Here is a 21,055-nt window from a genome sequence, read left to right on the forward strand (position 1 = left end):
GGCGGGGTTCGGTGCGTGGGGAACTGCGGGCCGTGTGTGGCCGGTCGCGCGGTTCCCCACGCCCCCGGGCGTGCTGTCCTGACGGCGTCGATCAGCCGAGGTCGATCTCCGGGTACAGCGGGAAGCCCGCGACCAGGTCGGTCGCGCGCCGGGCGATCTCGTCGGAGACCTTCTCGTCCAGGACGTGGGAGGCCTTCGACGGGGCGCCCGACTTGGTCGTGCCCGGCTCCGCGGTGGTCAGGACGCGGTCGATGAGGCCCGCGACCTCGCCCATCTCGGCCGTGCCGAGGCCGCGCGTGGTCAGCGCCGGGGTGCCGATGCGGATGCCGGAGGTGTACCAGGCGCCGTTGGGGTCGGCGGGGATGGCGTTGCGGTTGGTGACGATGCCCGAGTCGAGGAGGGCCGTCTCGGCCTGGCGGCCGGTGAGGCCGTAGGACGTGGCGACGTCGATCAGGTTGAGGTGGTTGTCGGTGCCGCCGGTGACGAGGGTGGCACCGCGCCGCATCAGGCCGTCCGCCAGCGCGCGGGAGTTGTCGACGATGCGCTGGGCGTAGTCCTGGAAGGCGGGCTGCCGGGCCTCGGCCAGGGCCACCGCCTTCGCGGCCATGACATGCGGGAGCGGGCCGCCGAGGACCATCGGGCAGCCGCGGTCGACCTGGTCCTTGAGGGAGTCGTCGCACAGGACCATGCCGCCGCGCGGGCCGCGCAGCGACTTGTGGGTGGTCGTCGTGACGATCTGGGCGTGCGGGACCGGGTCGAAGTCGCCGGTCAGCACCTTGCCCGCGACCAGGCCGGCGAAGTGCGCCATGTCGACCATCAGGGTCGCGCCCACCTCGTCGGCGATCTCCCGCATGATCCGGAAGTTCACCAGGCGGGGGTAGGCGGAGTAGCCGGCCACGATGATGAGCGGCTTGAACTCGCGGGCCGAGACGCGCAGGGCGTCGTAGTCGATCAGGCCCGTCGCCGGGTCGGTGCCGTAGGAGCGCTGGTCGAACATCTTGCCGGAGATGTTGGGGCGGAAGCCGTGGGTGAGGTGGCCGCCGGCGTCCAGGGACATGCCGAGCATGCGCTGGTTGCCGAAGGCCCGGCGGAGTTCGGCCCAGTCGGCGTCGGAGAGGTCGTTGATCTGGCGGACGCCGGTCTTCTCCAGGAAGGGTGCCTCGACGCGGTCGGCGAGGACGGCCCAGAAGGCGACCAGGTTGGCGTCGATGCCGGAGTGCGGCTGGACGTAGGCGTGGCGGGCGCCGAAGAGTTCGCGGGCGTGCTCGGCGGCGAGGGACTCGACGGTGTCGACGTTGCGGCAGCCGGCGTAGAAGCGGCGGCCGACGGTGCCCTCGGCGTACTTGTCGCTGAACCAGTTGCCCATCGCGAGGAGGGTGGCCGGGGAGGCGTAGTTCTCGGAGGCGATCAGCTTGAGCATCTCTCGCTGGTCGGTGACCTCCTGGCCGATCGCGTCGGCGACGCGCGGCTCGACGGCGCGGATCACGTCGAGGGCGGCGCGGAAGGCGGTGGACTCGGTGGAGAGGGGCTGCTGCTCTGACATGACGTCGGCCTCCGGGTGGCGTGGCGTGCAAGCGGTCACGGTCTCGGTCTGGCCCAGGCGCACGGCACTCGGTCACTCCAGGCCGCTCCCCGATGGTCCGTCCCATCCCAGCGCGCCAGTCACGGCCTGCCCGCCAGCCTACCGGGGTCACCGGACGCCGAAGGTGCCGCGTCCACCATGCGAGCGACGGCCGAAGGGGCGGGCGTCCGTCACCCCTGGAGTCTCTGTTCGTGCTCTTCGCAACGGTGTGTGCCCTCGGTTCGGCCGTCTGCTTCGGGGCGGCGGCGGTGTTGCAGGCGATGGCCGCGCGGGCGGTGGCACCGGGTCCGGACGGCGGGGCGGCGCTGTTCCTGCGGGCGGTGCGGCAGTGGCGGTTCGTCGCGGGGCTCGCGCTGGACGGGGTGGGGTTCCTGTTGCAGGTCGCCGCGTTGCGGTCGATCCCGGTCTTCCGCCGTCGGGGCGGCGCTCGCGTCCAGCCTCGCGGTGACGGCGGTGGTCGCGGCACGGCTGCCGGGGGTGCGGCTGAGCAGGGCCGAGCGGACGGCGGTGGGAGTGGTGTGCGGTGGACTCGCGCTGCTCGGGATCGCGTCCGGGCGGAAGGAGACCTCGGTGGGCCGGCCGCGCTGAAGTTCGCGCTGCTCGGGGTCGCCGTGGCGTCCTGCTGCTCGGTCCGGCGGCCGGACGGCTCCCCGAGCGGGGGCGTGCGGCGGTACTGGGGCCGGGTTCGGGTTCGGGGTGGTCGAGGTGGCCGTCCGGCTGATCGACTCGCCCGACCCGGCGGACCTCGCCACGAACCCGGCGGCGTACGCGCTGCTGGTGGGCGGAGCGGCGGCGTTCCCGGCCCTGACCTCGGCATTGCAGCGCGGCTCGGTGACGGCGGCCACGGCGGCGATGGTGATCGGCGAGACCATCGGCCCGGCGACGGTGGGCGGGGTCTGGCTCGGCGACCGCACGAGGGACGGGCTGGGCTGGCCGGCGGTGACCGGCTTCACGGTGGCCGTGGCGGGGGCTCTGGCACTGGCCCGCTTCGGGGAGGCGCCGGAGGATGCCCCCGAGGGGGCGGCTGCCGCGCCGGAGGGCCGCGGGGAGCGGGGAGCGGGGGGCTGACGGTCCGGGGGCCTCACCCGGAGGCTGCGGCAGGCCGGCCCTCGAGGGCCGGCGGCCGGGAGGCTGGTGGCACTGGGCACAGAGCACAGAGCACAGGGCGTCTCGCCGGTGCGAAGTACGCGGCTGCGGGCTTCGCGGAGCGGCAGCGCCCACTCGGGCGTCGGCTCTTACGGCAGCACCCTGCACAGCGCGTTCAGGGCTCCTGTCCAGGCGTGGTCCGGTGGGGTGCCGTAGCCGACGACCAGCGCGTCCAGGGGGGCCGCGCGGGCCGATTCGTGGCGGAAGTAGGAGAGGCCGTGCAGGGCCAGGCCCTGCCAGGCCGCTGCCTGGAGCACCGACTGTTCGGTGCCGGGCGGGAGGCTGACCACGGCGTGCAGGCCTGCCGCGATGCCGGTCACGTGGGCGTCCGGGGCGTGTTCGGCCAGGGCCGTGACCAGGGCGTCGCGGCGGCGGCGGTAGCGCAGGCGGGCCGAGCGGACATGGCGGTCGTAGGCGCCGGAGGTGAGGAACTCGGCCAGGGTCAGCTGGTCCGGTACGCCGCAGGTGTCGATGCCGCCCTTGGCGTCGGCGGCCTGCTCGGCGAGGCCGGGCGGGAGTACGGCCCAGCCGAGCCGCAGGGCGGGCGCGAGGGACTTGCTGGCGGTGCCCAGGTAGATGACGTGGTCGGGGTCGAGGCCCTGGAGGGCGCCGACGGGCTGGCGGTCGTAGCGGAACTCGCCGTCGTAGTCGTCCTCCAGGACCAGGCCGCCGGTGCGGCGCGCCCAGTCCACGACGGCCGCCCGCCGGTCGCGGTGCAGCGGGACGCCCATCGGGAACTGGTGGGCGGGGGTGAGGAGGACGGCTCCGGCGTCGTTCAGCCCGTCGGGGTCGGTGCCGAGGCGGTCGAAGGGCAGCGGGACGGTCCGCAGTCCGGCCGCCGTGAGCTGCTTCTCGTGCTGGTCGAGGCCGTACGACTCGACGGCGACCGTGTGGACGCCGCGGGAGCGCAGGACCTTGCCGAGCACCTGGAGTCCGTGCATGAACCCGGCGACGACGAGGACGTGTCCGGGGTCCGTGCGGACGCCGCGGGCGCGGGCGAGGTAGCCGGCGAGGGCGGTGCGCAGTTCGACGCGGCCGCGCGGATCGCCGTAGCCGAGGGCGTCGTTGGGGGCGGCGGTGAGGGCGCGGCGGGCTGCCTTGAGCCATTCGGCGCGCGGGAAGGAGGCGAGGTCGGGGGTGCCGGGGCGCAGGTCGTACGCCGGGCGGTGGCGTTCCCTGGGCGCGCGTGCCGCACCGGCCGGCGGGACCACCGCGCGGTCCGCCACGCGCGTGCCGGAGCCCTGTCTCGCGGTCAGCCAGCCCTCGGCGACCAGGTCGGCGTAGGCCTCGGCGACGGTGTTGCGGGCGACGCCGAGGTCGGCGGCGAGCGTCCGGGAGGAGGGCAGCCGGGTGCCGGGGGCCAGCCGGCCGCCGCGGACGGCCTCGCGCAGGGCGTCGGTCAGGCCGCGGCGTACGCCGGGACCGGTCGGTTCGAGGTGCAGGTCGACGCCCAGAGTGGCCCACGGTTTCGCCATGGAAATGGACCATACCCGTGGGCAGCCTCGCTCCTAGGGTCGGAGCCATGACGAACGAAGCGATGACGACCGACGGCGTCCCGAACGACGGCATCACGCACGGGACCGACAGCGCGACGGCCGTGGAGTACGCCCCCGAGCACACCCCCCGGCTGGCCTGGACCGAGCTGGCCCCCGAGGTCTACAAGGCGATGGTCCGGCTGGACGCCGCCGCCCGGAAGGGTCTGGACGCGAAGCTGCTGGAGCTGGTGAAGGTCCGCGCCTCGCAGATCAACCGCTGCGCGCTCTGCGTGGACATGCACAGCAAGGACGCCCTCGCGGCCGGGGAGAGCGTGGAGCGGATCGTGCAGCTCAGCGCCTGGGAGGAGTCGGGGCACTTCTACACGGAGAAGGAGCTGGCGGCGCTGGAACTCACGGAGTCGGTGACCGTCCTCACGGACGGGTTCGTGCCGGACTCGGTGTACGAGCGGGCCGCCAAGCACTTCGAGGAGGCGGAGCTGGCGCAGCTGATCGCCGCGATCACGGTGATCAACGCGTGGAACCGGTTCGGCGTGACCTGCCGGCTGGTGCCGGGGCACTACCAGCCGGGGCAGCACCGGTGACCGGCCGCACGGCCGGCGCCCGCGACGCGTTACGGGGGAGCACGACATGGTGACCAAGGCCGACACCTTCCGCGCCCTGCACCGCGGACGGCTCCCCGACGACCCCCTGGTCCTGCCGGGGCCGTGGGACGCGGCGAGCGCCCGCGCTCTCGCCGACGCCGGTTTCCCGGCGCTGGCCGTCCCGAGCGCCGGGGTCGCCGCCTCGCTCGGCCACGCGGACGGGGAGACACCGCCCGAGGAGATGTTCGCGGCGGTCGCCCGGATCGCCCGCGCCGTGGACGTGCCGGTGTCCGCGGACGTCGAGGACGGCTACGGCCTGCCGCCGAAGGAGCTGGTCGAACGGCTGCTGGAGGCGGGGGCGGTGGGCTGCAACCTGGAGGACTCCGACGGGGGTGTCCTCAAGGACGCGCACGCGCACGCCGACTGGCTCGCCGAGGTACGGTCGGCCGCCGCCGACCAGCTCTTCGTGAACGCGCGGATCGACACCTTCCTCCGGGGCGAGTCCGACCCGGCTCGGGCCATGGAGCGGGCCGCGCTGTACGTCGCGGCGGGCGCCGACTGCGTGTATCCGATCGGCGCCCCCGTCGCCGTACTGCCGCTGCTGCGGTCCGGGATACGGGCGCCGGTCAATGTGCTCGCACGGATCGACGAGGGCCCCTCGCCCGCCGAACTCGGCGAACTCGGGGCCACTCGGGTCACGTTCGGGCCGGGGTTGCAGCGGCGGGCGACGGCCGCGGTCGCGGAGATCGCCGCGCGGATGCGCTAGCCGGGTGGCATGCGCCGGCCGGGTCAGAGGCCTCTCGTCAGGACAGCCACGCGCGCCAGGTGGACTCGTGGCTGTCCACCCACTTCTTCGCCGCCTCCTCGGGGGTGAGCTTCTGGTCGGCGATCAGCAGGGAGACCATGTTCTGGTCCTCGGTGGTCCACTCGAACTTCTTCAGGAAGGCCGCCGCCTTGCCACCGGTCCTCGCGAAGTCCGCGTTGAGGTACTTCTGCAACGGGGTCTGCGGATAGCCGCAGGCGACCTTCTTCGGGTCGGCGTCGCAGCCGTCCTTGTACGCGGGCAGCTTCACCTCGGTCATCGGGACCTTCTCGAACAGCCACTGCGGGGAGTACCAGTAGGTCAGGAAGGGCTTCTTCTCCTGGGCGAACCGGCGGATCTGGGTGATCTGCGCGGCCTCGGAGCCGGCGAAGACGACCTGGTAGTCCAGGTCCAGGTTCTCCACCAGGGCCTTGTCGTTGGTGACGTACGACGGGGAGCCGTCCATCAGCTGGCCCTTGCCGCCGCTCTCCGGGGTGCGGAACCGCGAGGCGTACTTGTCGAGGTTCTTCCAGTCGGTGACGTCCGGGTGGGCCCTGGCGAAGTAGGTGGGGACGTACCAGCCGATGTGCCCGGTGACGCCGAGGTCGCCGCCGCGCGCGATGGTCTTCTTGTCGTCGACGTAGCGCTGTTCCTGGTCGGGGTGGCCCCAGTCCTCCAGGAGCGCGTCGACGCGGCCCTGGCTGAGGGCGTCCCAGGCGGGCACCTCGTCGACCTGGACGGTGTCGACGCGGTAGCCGAGTTCGTGCTCCAGGAGGTACTGGGCGACGGCCACGTTGGCCTGCGCGCCCACCCAGGACTGGACGGACAGCGTCACCGTCCTGGCGCCCTGGGCGTTGGCGAAGGGCGAGGCCTGCTCGGTCATGTCGGCGGCGCCGCAGCCGGTCAGCAGCAGCAGACCGGCCGCCGCGGCGGTCGTGGTCGTACGGACTCGCATGTCAGGCTCCCTTCTTCGCGCGCCGGACGGCCGGCTGGGTCACGCGGTCGAGCATCAGGCCGAGGCAGACGATCGCGGCGCCGGCCACCAGACCGGTCGCGAGGTCGCCCTGGGCGAGGCCGAAGACGGCGTCGTAGCCGAGGGCGCCGCCGCCGACCAGGCCGCCGATGATGACGACGGCGAGGACCAGGACGACGCCCTGGTTGAGGGCGAGCAGCAGCGCGGGCCGGGCCAGCGGGAGCTGGACCTGGCGCAGTTGCTGGCCGCCGGTCGCGCCGAGCGAGCGGGCGGACTCCAGGGCGGCCGGGTCGACCTGCCGCAGACCCTGGGTGGTGATGCGGACGACGGCGGGCAGCGCGTACACGACGGCCGCGGCGACCGCCGGTGCGCGGCCGACGCCGAACAGGGCGACGACCGGGATCAGGTACACGAACTGCGGCATCGTCTGGAAGACGTCCAGGACGGGGCGCAGCAGCCGTTCGACACGGTCGCTGCGGGCCGCCGCGACACCGGTCGCGAAACCCAGCACGAGGGTGACGGCGACCGCCGCGAGGACCTGCGACAGCGTGTCCAGGGACGGCTCCCACACGCCGAGCACACCGATCGCGGCCATGGCGAGGACGGCGGTCAGCGCGGTGCGCCAGGTGCCGATCAGCCAGGCGAGCGCGGCGACCAGCAGCAGCACCGACCACCAGGGCAGCCACTGGAGGCCGTCGCGGACCGGGTCCAGGACCCAGGTGGTGAACCGGCCCGCCCAGTCGGCGGTGCCGCCGACGACGGGCACCCCCGAGTAGAGGTGGTCGGTCATCCAGTCGACGACACGGTTGACCGGCTCGGCGACGGCGACCGTCCACGCGTCCGGCCAGTCGAGCCGGCCGGCCAGCCGTACGGCGACGGCGACGGCCACGACGGCGGCGAGCAGCGCGTACGTCGTGCGGCGCCCGTGGGCCGGCTCGGTGCCGCGTCCGGCGGCCGCCGTCACCCGGTCCAGGACGACCGCGAGCAGCACGATGGGGATGCCGGCGGCGAGGGCCGCGCCCACGTCGACCGAGGCCAGCGCCTGGTAGACGCGGTCGCCGAGACCGCCGCCGCCGATCACCGACGCGATGACCGCCATCGACAGCGCCATCATGATCGTCTGGTTGAGGCCGAGGAGGAGTTCCCTGCGGGCCAGCGGGACACGGGCCGTCAGCAGGCGCTGGCGGGAGGTGGCGCCGAGCGACTCGACCGCCTCCAGGACCTCCTTGTCGGCGCCGCGCAGACCGAGCGAGGTGAGGCGGGCCATCGGCGGGGCGGCGTACACGACGGTGGCCAGGACGGCCGCCGGGACGCCGATGCCGAAGACCAGGACGACGGGGAGCAGGTAGGCGAAGGCAGGCAGCACCTGCATGGTGTCCAGGACCGGGCGCAGGGCGCGGTCCATACGGTCGGAGAGACCGGCGGCGAGGCCCAGCAGCGCGCCCACGACGACGGACGCGAGCACCGCGACCACCATGAGGGCGAGGGTCTGCATGGTCGGCACCCACATGCCGAGCAGACCGCAGGCCAGGAACGCGGCGGCGGTGCCGAGCGCCAGCCGTACGCCCGCCGTGCGCCAGGCGACGAACGCGCCCAGCGCGGTGACGCCGGCCCAGCCCGCGGCCAGCAGGAACAGGTAGACGGCGCGTACGGAGAGGACGACTCCGTTGCTGATGTGGCCGAAGAAGTAGAGGAACAGAGGGTGGCTGTCCCGGTTGTCGATGATCCAGTCGCTGACGTGGGTCAGCGGGTCGGTCAGGTCGACGGTGAGGGCGGCGGGCCAGGTGCCGCTGTGCCAGCGGGCGTGGGCGAGGGGGGCGAGGATCGCTGCCGCGAGGGCGAGGAGGAGGAGTTTGCGGAGGGCTCGGTGCTTCAGGACGCCGGGGAGGGTGCCCCGGAGGGCCGGGGCGGTGACCGTCGCCATCAGACCGCCTCCTCACGGGGTTCCGCCCCCGCGGCGGCACCGGGTGCCGCCCCCGCCACGACCCCCAGCAGGGCGTCCGAGTCGACCACTCCCAGGCAGCGGCCCCGGTCCATCACCCGGGCCGGGGTGCCGGTGCGGGCGACGGCTTCGATGGCCTCGGAGACCGTGGCGTCGGGGGCGACGGCCGGGCCGTTGCCGGCCTCCGCGTGGGTCGCGGCGCGCATGGCCGTGCGGACGGTGAGGACCTGCTCGCGGGGCACGTCGCGGACGAACTCGCGGACGTAGTCGTCGGCGGGCGAGCCGACGATCTCCTCCGGGGTGCCGAGCTGGACGACACGGCCGTCGCGCATCAGGGCGATGCGGTCGCCGAGCTTGAGCGCCTCGCTCAGGTCGTGCGTGATGAAGACCATCGTGCGGCCCTCCTCGCGGTGCAGGCGGATCACCTCCTCCTGCATGTCCCGCCGGATCAGCGGGTCGAGCGCGCTGAACGGCTCGTCGAAGAGGAGGACCTCCGGGTCCGCCGCCAACGCCCGTGCCAGGCCGACCCGTTGGCGCTGGCCGCCGGAGAGCTGGCCCGGCCTGCGGTGTTCCATGCCCTCCAGGCCGACCTTGGCGACCACCTCACGGGCCCGCTCGCGGCGTTCGGCCTTGCCGACTCCCTGGATCTCCAGGCCGTAGGCCACGTTGTCGAGGACCGTGCGGTGCGGGAGGAGACCGAAGTGCTGGAAAACCATCGCGGCGCGGTGGCGGCGGAGTTCGCGCAGGCGGGTGCGGTCCATCGCGCGGACGTCCTCGCCGTCGACGGCGATGGCGCCGGCCGTCGGTTCGATCAGCCGGGTCAGACAACGCACGAGGGTTGACTTGCCGGAGCCGGACAGGCCCATCACGACGAAGACCTCGCCCTTGCGCACGTCGAAGGAGACGTCCCGCACGGCGGCCGTGCAGCCGGTGCGGGAGCGCAGCTCGGCGGCCGGGAGGGCGGCCAGCTCGGCGTCGAGCGGGACGCGTTCGGACTTGGGGCCGAAGACCTTCCAGAGGCCTTCGACGGAGAACACGGGGGTGTTGGGGAGCGTGGTCATCACGCATCGCCCCCGATCAGGTCGACGGCTTTTTCCCCGACCATCAGCACGCCGATCATCGGGTTCACGGCGGTCATGGTCGGGAACACGGAGGCGTCGGCGATGCGCAGGCCCTCCAGGCCACGGACGCGCAACCGGGGGTCGACGACGGCGAGTTCGTCGTCGGCCGCGCCCATCCGGCAGGTGCCCGCCGGGTGGTACACGGTGTGCGCGACCTTGCGGGCGTACTCGCTCAGCTCCTCGTCGCCCGTGATGTGCGGGCCGGGGGCCACCTCGCGCTTGAGCCAGCCGGCGAGCGGCTCGGTCTTCGCGATCTCGCGGGCGATCCTGATCCCGTCGACGAGGGTGCGGCCGTCGTAGTCGTCCTCGTCGGTGAAGTAGCGGAAGTCCAGGGCGGGCTTGACGGAGGGGTCCGGGCTGGTCAGGTACAGCCTGCCGCGGCTCTTGGGCTTGGGGATGTTGGGGGTCATCGAGACGCCGTGCGGGGGGCGTTCGTAGCCGAGGCGCTCCGGGTTGTCCGTGAAGGGGATCTGGTAGAAGTGGAACATCAGGTCGGGGCCCGCGTGTTCGGGGTCGCGGCGCACGAAGAGGCCCGCGTCGGAGTCCATCGCCGAGTTCTCCGGGATCGGTCCGTGCGTCTCCCACACGATCACCGACTCGGGGTGGTCCAGGAGGTTCTCGCCGACGCCGGGCAGGTCGTGGGCGACGGGTATGCCGAGGGCGTCCAGGTCGGCCTTCGGTCCGATGCCGGAGTGCAGGAGCAGGCGGGGCGTGTCGACGGCGCCCGCGCACAGCACGACCTCGTTGCGGGCCCGTACGACGAACTCCTCACCGTCCCGCGCGCGTACCTGCACGCCCGTGGCCCGGGTGCCGTCCAGCTCCAGCCGGTACGCCCAGGTCTCCAGGAGGATGTGGAGGTTCGGGCGCTGGTCCATGACCGGGTGCAGATAGGCCACCGAGGCGCTGGAGCGCTTGTTGTCCTCGGGGTGGTAGGCCAGGTCGAAGAAGCCGGCGCCGTCGGTGAACGGCCGCCGGTTGAAGCCCTCGACGCGGGGTACCCCGAGTGCCGCGAGGGCCGCGTCGACGAAGTCGCGGGCGATGGCGTTCCGGTCCTTCTCGTCGACCGGGACGATGTTGTTCAGCAGGCGGTCGTAGTAGGCCTCCATGGAGACCGCGCCCCAGCCGCGGGCGCCGGCCGCCTCCCACTCGTCCCAGTCGGAGGGGAGCGGCTTGAAGGCGATGAGGGTGTTGTGGGAGGAGCAGCCGCCCAGGACGCGGGCGCGGCTGTGCCGGATGTGGGAGTTGCCGCGCGGCTGTTCGGTGGTGGGGTAGTCGTAGTCGAGTTCGCCGCCGAGCAGGCCCATCCAGCGGCGCAGGGTGAGGACGTCGTCGCGGCCGACGTCGCTGGGGCCGCCCTCGATGACGGCGACGGTGACATCGGGGTTCTCGGTGAGGCGGGAGGCTATGACGGAGCCGGCGGTGCCACCGCCGATCACGACGTAGTCGTAGACGTGGGGGGACTCGGGCATGAGGGACTCCAGGGTGGGGGGAGGTCGGGGGTGGGGGCGGCCGGGGGCGGGGGACGCCGGTCGGTGTGCGGGTCAGCCCGCGAACCAGCGGACCGGCTTCGGCGCGAGGTTCTGGTAGACGTGCTTGGTCTCGCGGTACTCGGCGAGTCCGGCCGGGCCGAGCTCGCGGCCCACTCCGCTCTTGCCGAAGCCGCCCCACTCCGCCTGCGGGAGGTAGGGGTGGAAGTCGTTGATCCAGACGGTGCCGTGCCGCAGCCGGCCGGCGACCCGGCGGGCGCGGCCCGCGTCGGTGGTCCAGACGGCGCCCGCGAGGCCGTACTCGGTGTCGTTGGCGAGGGCGACCGCCTCGTCCTCGGTGCGGAAGGTCTCCACGGTGAGGACCGGGCCGAAGACCTCCTCTCGGACGACGCGCATCTCGCGGTGGCAGTGGTCGAGGACGGTCGGCTCGTAGAAGTAGCCGTTCTCCGGCCGCTGCGGGGAGGGGTCGGGGCGCTTGCCGCCGGAGCGCAGCACCGCGCCCTCGGCGAGCGCCGATTCGACGTACTCCTCGACCTTGGCGCGCTGCTGCGCGGAGACGAGGGGGCCGCATTCGACGCCGTCCTCGGTGCCGCGGCCCAGGCGGATCCGCCCGGCCCGGCGGGCGAGTTCGGTGACGAAGCGGTCGCGGACGGACTCCTCGACGATGAGGCGGGCACCCGCCGAGCAGACCTGGCCGCTGTGGACGAAGGCCGCGTTGAGTGCCTGGTCGACGGCGGTGTCGAAGCCGTCCTCGGTGGCGCAGGCGTCGGCGAAGACGACGTTGGGGTTCTTGCCGCCGAGTTCGAGGGCGACCTTCTTGACGCTCGGGGCGGCGGCCTGCGCGACCTTGGTGCCGCTGGCCAGGCCGCCGGTGAAGGAGACCAGGTCGACGTCGGGGTGCTCGGCGAGGCGGGCGCCGACCGTGTGGCCCGGCCCGGTGACGATGTTGGCGACGCCGGCGGGCAGTCCGGCCTCGGCGAGCAGGTCGATGAGGGCGATCGTCGTCAGCGGGGTGATCTCGCTGGGCTTGACGACGAAGGTGTTGCCGGCGGCGAGCGCCGGGGCGATCTTCCAACTCGCCTGGAGGAGGGGGTAGTTCCAGGGGGTGATCAGCGCGCACACGCCGACCGGTTCGTGGACGACGACGCTGTGGATGTCGGGCGAGCCCGCGTCGACGACCCGGCCGGGGGCCTCCCCCGCGACGAGGTCGGCGAAGTAGCGGAAGGCGTCGGCGACACAGTCGATGTCGACGCGGCCCTCCTCGACGGTCTTGCCCGCGTCCCGGCTCTCCAGCAGGCCGAGTTCCTCACGGTCGCGTACGAGCAGTCCGGCGACGCGGCGCAGCAGCGCGGCGCGCTCGGTGACGGGGGTGCGCGGCCAGTCGCCGTGGTCGAAGGCCTGCCGGGCCGCCGCCACGGCGAGATCGGTGTCCTTCTCGTCGCCCTCCGCGACCAGGGCGAACGGCAGGGCGTCCGCGGGGTCGAGGATCTCGCGCGTGGCGCCGGAGACGGCTTCGCGCCATTCGCCGCCCGCGCAGATGGTCTTCCGCGCCTGGAGTTCTGTAGTGTCCGCCATGATCGGGATTGCCTTCCGTTCCTGTTCGGTGCCCGTGCGTGACATCCGCGTCACCCACCGGGACCGTGAGCGCATGCCCTTCGGCCCCGGTTGCATGCGCGATCCATGGCCGAAAGTGCGCCGCGTCACTGAGAATGCGGACAAAACGGGTAAATGACGGGCTCGGTGGTCCTCCCCCGTCATCGGCGCCGGCCGCCCGGACCTTGCCGGGGGTCTGGTCCGCATTCGTCCCGTCGATCACAATGCTGGGGTGTCCACAGCGATGAACGCCGAGTTAGACGACGGCACGCCGATCAGATTCCTCGTCGGCCCCGCGCCGAGCGGGCCCGCGCCGAGGGCCGACGACCTCCCCGAGGGCATGGGCCGGGCCGTCCCCGTGGCCACCGGCGGCGGTGCCGTCGCCGGCCTCGCGGCCGGGGCACTGCGCGGGGCCCTCAGACCGCTCGGACCGCTGCTCCAGGAGGTCCACGACGCCGTCTCGGCCGTACCGGACCCGCCGGACGAACTGAGCGTGACGTTCGGCGTGCAGGTCGGGCAGGACCTCAAGCTCGGGATCGTGGGCGGGAGCGGACAGGCGCATCTGACCGTCACCGCCAGCTGGAAACCCTCCCCCGGCACGGGGTGAGGGGTGGGCTGGTTCAAGGTCGCGGCGGCGTCCGGCGACGAGGCGGCCTCGTGCGTCGCGTCGGTACGCCGGTCCGCGGACGGCATGACGGCGGGCGGCGCGGTCGTCCTGGGCGTCGACACGCTGCTGACGTGCGCACACGTCGTCAACGACGCCCTGGGCAGGCCCCTGTTCGAGACCCGGGTACCGGCTCTCGACGAGGTGGTCGTCGACGTCCAGGGGCCCTGGAAGAGCGAGCGGGTCCCCGCGCACGTGGTGCACTGGATAGCGCCCCGCGCACGGGACGGCGGGGCCGTTCGCGAGGGTGACGGCGAGTGGCTCGGCGACCTCGCGGTGCTGCGGGTCGACGCCCCGCCCGGCACCGTCCCCGCCCCTTCCCGCCGTACGGGCATGGCGCCGGGGCAGAAGGTGCGCGCCTGGCACGGCAGCGGGCACGGCGCGACCTTCGCCGATCTGGAGGTCGCCGCCCTCGACGGGCCGGTCGGCTACCTCGACGGCAAGGGCACCGGGATGGCCGTGGGCCCCGGCTACAGCGGCGGCCCGTTGTGGTCGGAGCAGGACAACGCCGTCGTGGGCCTGGTCGCCGCCCACTTCATGCCGCCGTGCGGCCCCGACGGGACCCCGCTGCCGCCCAGCTTCCAGCACATGATCCGGCGCAGCTGGGGCATCCCCTGGCAGCGGGTCGAGGCCGAACTGCGGCCCCTGGGCGTCCTGGACACGGAGAACGGGCCGGGCGACGAGGCCGACGAGCCCGCCCACGACATGCTCGTGTCGGCGATCCGGGACGCCCTGCCGTCGCAGTACTCGCGCGGCGACACCGCCCGGCAGCTCGCCCACGCGTGCGGGGTCGAGCCGGGCAGCCCGGTGACGCCGCCCGGGGTCGAGGAGTTCGCGCGGTTCCTGCTCACCCGGCCGCGGGCGCTGGCCGCCCTCAGCGAGATCCTCCGCCAGCGCGACCCCCGGGCCGCGGACCGGGTCCTCGTCGCCGGACGGTTCTCCGGCAGCCCCCTGCTGCTCTCGCCCCGCGAACACCGCCGCCTGCACCAACTGCTGCGCCGGGTGGAACGGCCGGTGCTCACCCGGCTGCCCGAGGCGGTGCGGGAGGCGACGAAACGGGTCGCCGCCCCGGCCGACGGAGACACCCTCGACGTCCTGCTCGACCAGCTGGAGACCCTGTCCGGGGACGGCCACTCCGACGACGGCGGGCCGCGCGTACCGGTGCTGCTGCGCGTCGTGGAGTACCTGGCCGCGCTGTGCCCGGCGCCCCGCCAGGCGGACCTGCGGCTGTGGTCGGACGGCGTGGCGGGGCGGCTCGGCATTCCGCTCGCCGCGCTGCGCGAGCGCCGGTCCGACGCCGAGGAGTGGGCCCGCATGCTGCGCGGCGGGGTCCGGCGGGTGCGCGTCCTGGCCCGGGTGACCCGCGCCGGACGGGGCCGGCACCGGCTGCGCGTGTGGTGCGACGAGGGCACCGGTCCGCGCCAGGTGTCGACGGACAGCTCCGCCACCTACTCGGCCTCCGAGGCCGCGCGCGAGCTGCTGCGCGTCCTGGAGTCCCTGGCGCCCACGGCTGCCACGGACGCCGGACGGCCGCTCGTGGAGGTACTGGTGGACCGCGCCGACCTCAACCTCCCGGTCGACGAGTGGGCCGCGCAGGCACCCGGCGAGGTGGTGCCCGGTGTCCTCGGCGTGGAGTTCCCGCTGGTCGTGCACTGTCCCGAACTCCTGCACCGGCACGAGCGTTTCCTCCCCGACTGGCGCGAGCGGTGGAGGCAGCTCGACTCGGGCGAGACGCTGGTCCTGTCGGACGCGGCCCAGGACCCGCACCAGGTGTACTACGAGCTGATGGGCCGTCTGGAGACGGTCCGGGTCTCCGTCGACGTTCCGCCGGGCCCCCGCGACGCCATCGTTCAGGTCTGCCTCGCCGTGGGCATACCGGTCGTGGTGTGGGACCGCGGGCACGACAAGGCACCGGCCGCGCCACACGTCCCGGCCCCGTCCCACGCGGTCCGGCACATGGCGCGGGTCGCCACCCGTGAACTGCCCGACGGAGTCCGTGTCTACCGGGCCAACGCCCGCGGGACCCGCGCCCCCGAGTTCCCCGGCCGCCCGGTCCTCGCCTGGGCTGACGCCGACCGCACCGTGCCCCGCCTGCATCTGACCGAACCCCAGGAGAGCGCATGACCTCCGCACCCGAGGCCGACTGGCGCCTCTTCCGCGGCGACGGCGTCCCGCGCGCCGTCGCCCTGCCGTCGGCTCCGCCCTGGCGCCGCTTCAGCCCGGCCCCGGACGCCCGCCCGGAACTGCCGTACCTGATCGAGCCGCAGCACGCCGACGTCGTCAACGCCGCGCTCCATCTGCGTCGGCCGCTCCTGGTCACCGGCCCGGCCGGCACCGGCAAGTCCTCCCTGGCCCGCGCCGTCGCCCACGAACTGCGGCTGGGTGAGCTGCTGCGCTGGTCCATCAACAGCCGCTCCACCGTCCGCGAGGCCCTCTACCAGTACGACGCGATCGGCCGGCTGCGCGAGACGACCCTCAGCCGCGACCGGGGTGAACGCGAGCCGTCCATCGGCACCTTCATCCGGCTCGGCTCCCTCGGCACCGCGCTCGTGCCGTCCGCCACCCCGCGCGCCCTGCTCGTCGACGAGATGGACAAGGGCGACGTCGACCTGCCCAACGACCTCCTCACCGTCTTCGAGGAGGGCTACTTCGACATCCCCGAACTGACCCGGCTGCCCGAGGACATGGCGGACATCGACGTCCGGACCGCCGACCACCGCGACACGGTGACCGTCCATCAGGGCCGCGTCCAGTGCGCCGAGTTCCCGGTGGTCGTCATCACCAGCAACGGCGAGCGGGACTTCCCGCCCGCCTTCCTGCGCCGCTGCGTCCGGCTGGGCCTCGAAGTTCCCACCGAGGAGCGGCTGCGGGAGATCGTCACCGCCCACCTCGGCGAGGAGGCGCTACGCGAGGCGGACGATCTGATCGCCGCGTTCCTCAGCCGGCGTGCCCCCGGCGAACTCGCCACCGACCAGCTCCTCAACGCCGTGTTCCTGCGCACCAGCGGCGTCGACCTCGACGCGGACGGCCTGCTGGACGCCGTACTGCACCAGCTCACCGGAGCGTTGTGAGGCCATGAGCGGGTCGGGGGGCGGGGCGCGGCTCGCCGAGGTGCTGCGGGTGCTGCGGGCCGGCGGGCGTGAGCTGGACGCGGGCCAGGTGCTCGACGTGCTCTGGCTGGCCCGGCGGCTGCCCGCCGGGGCGGCCGCCCCGCTGCACAGGGCCGCCCCCGCGGAACCCCCGGCCCCCGTCCCGCCGCGGCCTCCCGAGGAGCGGGAGCCGACGCCCGCCCGGCCCGCGCCGGAACCGGGCGAGCCGGACCTGCCCGACCTCACCGGGCCCTCCCTCTACGGCTCGGCCCGCCCGGCCGCACCACCCCCGTCGATCCCCGACATCCGGCTGCGGCAGAGTCCCGAGCCGGACCGGGCGATGCCCGTCCGCGTCCCCGAGGACAAGGCCCTGACGGGCGAACTGGAACTGGGCCGGGCGCTGCGCCCGTTGCGGCGGCGCCGCGCCAGCCCGCACCGGCTGGAGATCGACGAGGAACGCACCGCCACGGAACTCGCCGAGACCCGGCTGCCCGACGTGGTGCAGCGCCCCGTGCAGGAGCGCTGGCTCCATCTGATCCTGCTCGTCGACGACGGCCTGTCGATGCTGCTGTGGCACCGTCTCGGCGCCGAACTTCGCACCCTGCTGGAGCGGTTGGGCGCCTTCGCCACCAGCCGTGTCCTCGGCCTCGACACCCGGGCCGCCCAGGAACCCCGGCTGCACGCCCGCCCGTTCCGGCACGACAGCACCCCCGTCCCGCTGAGCGCCGTCAACGACCCGTCGGGGCACACGCTCGTCCTCGTCGTCAGCGACGGCATGGGCGCCTCCTGGCGCAGCGGCACCCTGCACCGGCTGCTGGCGTCCTGGGCGTCCCGCGGACCCACCGCCGTCCTGCACACCCTGCCGCCCGACCTGTGGGAGGGCTCCGGCATCCAGGCCGAGCGGTGGCAGGCCACCACCCGGCGCATCGGTGGCGCCAACGCCTCCTGGGACATCACCGATCCGGTGCTTCCGGCCGAGCTGGCCGAGTTCGGCGGCGTACCGGTCCCGGTCCTGGAACCGACGGCGGCCTCCGTGCGGAACTGGGCGCACCTCCTCGCCTCGCCCGGCGCGACGGTCTCCCTGCCCCTGCTGGCCCCGCCCGGCCGCCCGCCCGCACTCGCCCCCGCCGACGGCCGGGCCGACGCCCAGCGGTTCCGGGACGCGGCGACCCCGGAGGCGTACCGCCTCGCCGCCCATCTGGCGGCGGTGTCGCCGCTGACGGTGCCGGTCATGCGGCTCGTGCAGACGGCGGTTCCCTGGCGGGCGCGCACCTCGCACCTCGCCGAGGTCTTCCTGGGCGGCCTCATGCGCCCGCACCCCGCGCCCGTGCCCGGACCGCTCCCCGCCAAGCACCAGGTCTTCGACTTCTCCGAAGCGTCCCGGCTGGTCCTCCTCGACGCGGTCCCGCAGGCCGAACTCCTGCGCACCAGCCGCAGCATCGGGCGCCGTCTGGAGCTGCTCGCGGGCCGCTCCCCCGACTTCCCGGCCTGGCTCGCCCACCCGGACGGCCCGGCCCGGCTGTTCGGCAGCCGCCGTCCGTTCACCAGCGTCGAGCGGCGGCTGCTCACCCGGTTCGGGGTGTCGTTCGACCCGGAGTCGGAGGGACTCGGGCCGGGCCGGGCGCAGACCGCCGCCGCGGAGGACGGCTGGGGCCGGCTCACCGACGACGACCCGCGCCGCCTCGGCCCCTACCGGCTGACCCGCCGCCGCCGCCTGCGCCGGCTCACGGAGTACTACGGCGTCGACGACGAGGGGACGCCCGCCCTGGTGCGCACCCCGCGCCTCGACCTCCCGGCCGGTCACGCCCGGCTGATCGAGGTCGAGGCCGAAGCACTGCGCCGGCTCGGCGGGCAGTACGCGCCCGCGCTGCTCGCCACCGGAGCCGAGGAGGACCCGCCCTGGCTGGCCGCCGCCCCGATCGACGACAGCTCCCGGCAGCACGCCGCGCCACGCCTGTCGGAGATCTTCAACGCGGCCCACGCCGACGGCACCGCCCCCTTCGACAAGATCACCGCGCTGGTCGTCGGCTGGCACCTGGCCGGCGCCCTCGCCCTGTGCCATCTGCACGGACTCGTGCCCGCGGGCCTCAACGCGGAGAACATCTTCGTGCTGCGCCGGTCGGTGGTCCTCGCCGACCTGTCCGACTGCGCGGTGGACGGCGTATGGGCGGGGGCCGGAACCCCGCCGACCCCCGAGGACAACGTGCGGGCGCTGGGCGAACTGCTCCAGCTCGTCAGCAGCAAGGCGGGCTGGGAACTGCCCGGCCGACCCGAGGGCATGCACCTGTGGCAGGGCGACACCTGGAACCGGCTGCGCCGGCTCGTCCTGCGCTGCCTCGACCCCGCCCCCGAGCGGCGCCCCGCCGCGGCCGACGTCGCGGACGTCCTCGCCCGGTACATCGCCCAGTCCCGCGTCGAACGCACCGTTCCGCCGTCGTCCACGGTCACCGCCCGGCCCACGGAACGCGTCCCGCTCGCCCTGTCACCGGCCGCCGTCTCGTCCTACCCGGTCGACCTGCCGCTGCGGCGGTCCCCGTTCGGCGCCGCCCGGCGCGAGGCGGAGGCCCGGCTGGCCCGGCTGCGCGCGCCGCTGCGCCACAGCCGGCGTCTCACCCTCGTCGGCGCCTACCACTACAGCGGCCGGGCCACGACCACGATGGTGCTGGGCACGCTGCTCGCCGCGGTGCGGGGCGAACCCGTCCTCGCGCTCGACGGGGCCGCCCACGAAGGGGCCCTCGACCGCTTCCTCAGCCATCGCAACCCGGCCACCGTCCGCGACCTCGCGGGCCTGCCCGCCGACTCCTCCTACGAGGAGGTCCGCGCCCTCACCACCCGGCTCCCGTCCGGCCTCGAAGTGGCCGCGCACCCGTCCGGCCACGCCAACCCGAACCTCGTCCACGCCCAGGCCTACGAGCACGTCCTGGCCCGCACCGAGCCGTACTACTCCTTCGTCCTCACCGACTGGGCACCGCAACGGCTGGACGCCTCGGCCGACACCGTCCTCGATCTGACCGACCGGCTGATCCTGTGCTGCGGCACCGCCGACTGGTTCCTTCGCGCCGCCCGGCAGACGCTCGACCGGCTGCGCGAGGCACGGCGGTGGCGGCTGGCCGACGAGGCGCTCGTCGTCGTCACCGAGGTCGAGGGGCCCTCGGCCCGCCGGGTCCCGGCCGCGCTCGCGGGCCGCCTCGGGATCAGCGTCAACCAGGTGGTGCCCGTCCCCTTCGACAAGGCGCTCGGCTCGCCGCGGTTCCGGCAGCTCAGCCGGTTGCGGCCCCCGACGCTGAACGCGTTCCTGGACCTGGCGGAGCGGATCGTGGCAGGCACCTAGGTGCCGACGGACGCGCCGGACGCACCGATCCCCGGGCGGTCGGTGCCGCCCGGGGATCGGGGAGTCGGACGCGTGGTGGAGCCGGAGGGCTCAGATGAGGCCGAGCGAGCGGACCGCCTCGCGCTCCTCCGCCAGCTCCTGCACGGAGGCGTCGATGCGGGCGCGGGAGAACTCGTTGATGTCCAGGCCCTGGACGATCTCGTAGGCGCCGTTCTTCGTGGTGACCGGGAAGGAGGAGATGAGGCCCTCCGGGACACCGTAGGAGCCGTCGGACGGGATGCCCATGGAGGCCCAGTCGCCCTCGGCGGTGCCGTTGACCCACGTGTACACGTGGTCGACGGCCGCGTTGGCGGCGGAGGCGGCGGAGGACGCGCCACGCGCCTCGATGATGGCCGCACCGCGCTTGGCGACGGTCGGGATGAAGTCCTCGGCCAGCCACTTCTCGTCGTTGACGACCTCGGCGGCGTTCTTGCCGGCGACGGTGGCGTGGAAGATGTCCGGGTACTGCGTGGCCGAGTGGTTGCCCCAGATGGTGAGGCGCTTGATGTCGGCGACCGTGGAGCCCGTCTTCTTCGCGAGCTGGGTCAGCGCGCGGTTGTGGTCCAGGCGGGTCATCGCGGTGAAGCGCTCGGCCGGTACGTCCGGGGCGGCGGCCTGGGCGATCAGCGCGTTGGTGTTGGCCGGGTTGCCGACGACGAGGACCTTGATGTCGTCCGCGGCGTTGTCGTTGATGGCCTTGCCCTGCGGCTTGAAGATGCCGCCGTTGGCCTCCAGGAGGTCACCGCGCTCCATGCCCTTGGTGCGCGGGCGGGCGCCCACGAGGAGCGCGACGTTGGTGCCGTCGAAGGCGACGTTGGGGTCGTCGGTGATGTCGATGCCCTGGAGCAGCGGGAACGCGCAGTCGTCCAGCTCCATGGCGGTGCCCTCGGCGGCCTTCAGAGCGGGCGTGATCTCCAGGAGGCGCAGCTTGACCGGCACGTCCGCGCCGAGCAGCTGGCCGGAGGCGATGCGGAAGAGCAGTGCGTAACCGATCTGGCCGGCCGCGCCGGTGACGGTGACGTTCACGGGAGTGCGGGTCATGGCGTTCTCCGTATGACAGCTGGCGGTGGGGCGTCCCTGCCCCGGACGTTTGATCGATCTCTTGGCATCAAGAGATCCATCCAGCGGTCAGGCTATCGCGCATCCGGGACGACGTACGTCCGGGGTTGTGTGGCCCGTCCCACAGAGTGACATCGGCTTGCGGTTCGG

General features: G+C 74.0%; 14 protein-coding genes and 1 pseudogene. 7 read left to right on the top strand and 8 right to left on the bottom strand.

Annotated elements, in window-relative coordinates; translation table 11 throughout:
• Window positions 1-91: 91 nt before the first annotated feature.
• A complete protein-coding gene (locus tag ACFWJX_RS12965) occupies window positions 92-1,543 on the bottom strand; it encodes a glycine hydroxymethyltransferase (protein WP_383241039.1) in 1,452 nt (483 codons plus the stop codon).
• Between the two features lie 299 nt (window positions 1,544-1,842).
• Between ACFWJX_RS12965 and ACFWJX_RS12970 the strand changes: the two are divergent.
• Window positions 1,843-2,650, top strand: a pseudogene (locus tag ACFWJX_RS12970) (hypothetical protein).
• A gap of 167 nt (window positions 2,651-2,817) precedes the next feature.
• Here ACFWJX_RS12970 and ACFWJX_RS12975 read toward each other — a convergent pair.
• Window positions 2,818-4,203: a PLP-dependent aminotransferase family protein gene (locus ACFWJX_RS12975; protein WP_383241042.1), complete on the bottom strand. Its 1,386-nt coding sequence runs from the start codon at window positions 4,201-4,203 to the stop codon at window positions 2,818-2,820.
• Between the two features lie 62 nt (window positions 4,204-4,265).
• Between ACFWJX_RS12975 and ACFWJX_RS12980 the strand changes: the two genes are divergently transcribed.
• Window positions 4,266-4,805 (top strand): carboxymuconolactone decarboxylase family protein, encoded by a 540-nt coding sequence (locus tag ACFWJX_RS12980; protein ID WP_383241868.1) that lies wholly within the window; start codon window positions 4,266-4,268, stop codon window positions 4,803-4,805.
• Window positions 4,806-4,851: 46 nt separating this feature from the next.
• Window positions 4,852-5,571 carry an isocitrate lyase/phosphoenolpyruvate mutase family protein gene (locus tag ACFWJX_RS12985; RefSeq protein ID WP_383241045.1) on the top strand — a complete coding sequence of 240 codons (720 nt, stop codon included), beginning with the start codon at window positions 4,852-4,854 and terminating at the stop codon, window positions 5,569-5,571.
• 37 nt (window positions 5,572-5,608) lie between these two features.
• Here the strand turns inward: ACFWJX_RS12985 and ACFWJX_RS12990 are convergent, their stop codons facing one another.
• The 5 genes from ACFWJX_RS12990 to ACFWJX_RS13010 all read right to left on the bottom strand — a co-directional run bounded on the left by ACFWJX_RS12990 (window position 5,609) and on the right by ACFWJX_RS13010 (window position 12,705).
• Complete coding sequence (locus ACFWJX_RS12990; protein WP_383241048.1) at window positions 5,609-6,562, bottom strand: ABC transporter substrate-binding protein; 954 nt, start codon at window positions 6,560-6,562, stop codon at window positions 5,609-5,611.
• Window position 6,563: 1 nt separating this feature from the next.
• Complete coding sequence (locus ACFWJX_RS12995) at window positions 6,564-8,504, bottom strand: ABC transporter permease (protein ID WP_383241051.1); 1,941 nt, start codon at window positions 8,502-8,504, stop codon at window positions 6,564-6,566.
• Window positions 8,504-9,583 (bottom strand): glycine betaine/L-proline ABC transporter ATP-binding protein, encoded by a 1,080-nt coding sequence (locus ACFWJX_RS13000; RefSeq protein ID WP_383241054.1) that lies wholly within the window; start codon window positions 9,581-9,583, stop codon window positions 8,504-8,506. The genes ACFWJX_RS12995 and ACFWJX_RS13000 overlap by 1 nt, the downstream gene beginning before the upstream one ends.
• Entirely contained in the window at window positions 9,583-11,112 is a 1,530-nt protein-coding gene (locus tag ACFWJX_RS13005; protein WP_383241057.1) for a GMC family oxidoreductase, read from the bottom strand. The genes ACFWJX_RS13000 and ACFWJX_RS13005 overlap by 1 nt, the downstream gene beginning before the upstream one ends.
• A 72-nt stretch (window positions 11,113-11,184) precedes the next feature.
• On the bottom strand, window positions 11,185-12,705 hold the full coding sequence (locus ACFWJX_RS13010; protein ID WP_383241060.1) for an aldehyde dehydrogenase family protein: 1,521 nt from the start codon (window positions 12,703-12,705) through the stop codon (window positions 11,185-11,187).
• Between the two features lie 262 nt (window positions 12,706-12,967).
• Here ACFWJX_RS13010 and ACFWJX_RS13015 point away from each other — a divergent pair, with 262 nt between their 5' ends.
• Genes ACFWJX_RS13015 through ACFWJX_RS13030 form a run of 4 tightly spaced genes read left to right on the top strand, consistent with a single transcriptional unit; the run spans window position 12,968 to window position 19,807 of the window.
• Window positions 12,968-13,330 (top strand): CU044_2847 family protein, encoded by a 363-nt coding sequence (locus ACFWJX_RS13015; protein WP_383241870.1) that lies wholly within the window; start codon window positions 12,968-12,970, stop codon window positions 13,328-13,330.
• A gap of 3 nt (window positions 13,331-13,333) precedes the next feature.
• Entirely contained in the window at window positions 13,334-15,511 is a 2,178-nt protein-coding gene (locus ACFWJX_RS13020) for a trypsin-like peptidase domain-containing protein (protein ID WP_383241063.1), read from the top strand.
• A complete protein-coding gene (locus ACFWJX_RS13025) occupies window positions 15,508-16,458 on the top strand; it encodes an AAA family ATPase (protein WP_383241066.1) in 951 nt (316 codons plus the stop codon). Before ACFWJX_RS13020 ends, ACFWJX_RS13025 begins: the two co-directional genes overlap by 4 nt.
• 4 nt (window positions 16,459-16,462) lie before the next feature.
• Window positions 16,463-19,807 (top strand): SAV_2336 N-terminal domain-related protein, encoded by a 3,345-nt coding sequence (locus ACFWJX_RS13030; RefSeq protein ID WP_383241069.1) that lies wholly within the window; start codon window positions 16,463-16,465, stop codon window positions 19,805-19,807.
• Window positions 19,808-19,897: 90 nt separating this feature from the next.
• Here the strand turns inward: ACFWJX_RS13030 and ACFWJX_RS13035 are convergent, their stop codons facing one another.
• Window positions 19,898-20,887, bottom strand: a complete 990-nt coding sequence (locus ACFWJX_RS13035) for a malate dehydrogenase (RefSeq protein ID WP_383241072.1) — start codon at window positions 20,885-20,887, stop codon at window positions 19,898-19,900.
• Between the last annotated feature and the right edge of the window lie 168 nt (window positions 20,888-21,055).

The organism is Streptomyces sp. NPDC058335, assembly GCF_042723915.1.
Taxonomy (GTDB): domain Bacteria; phylum Actinomycetota; class Actinomycetes; order Streptomycetales; family Streptomycetaceae; genus Streptomyces.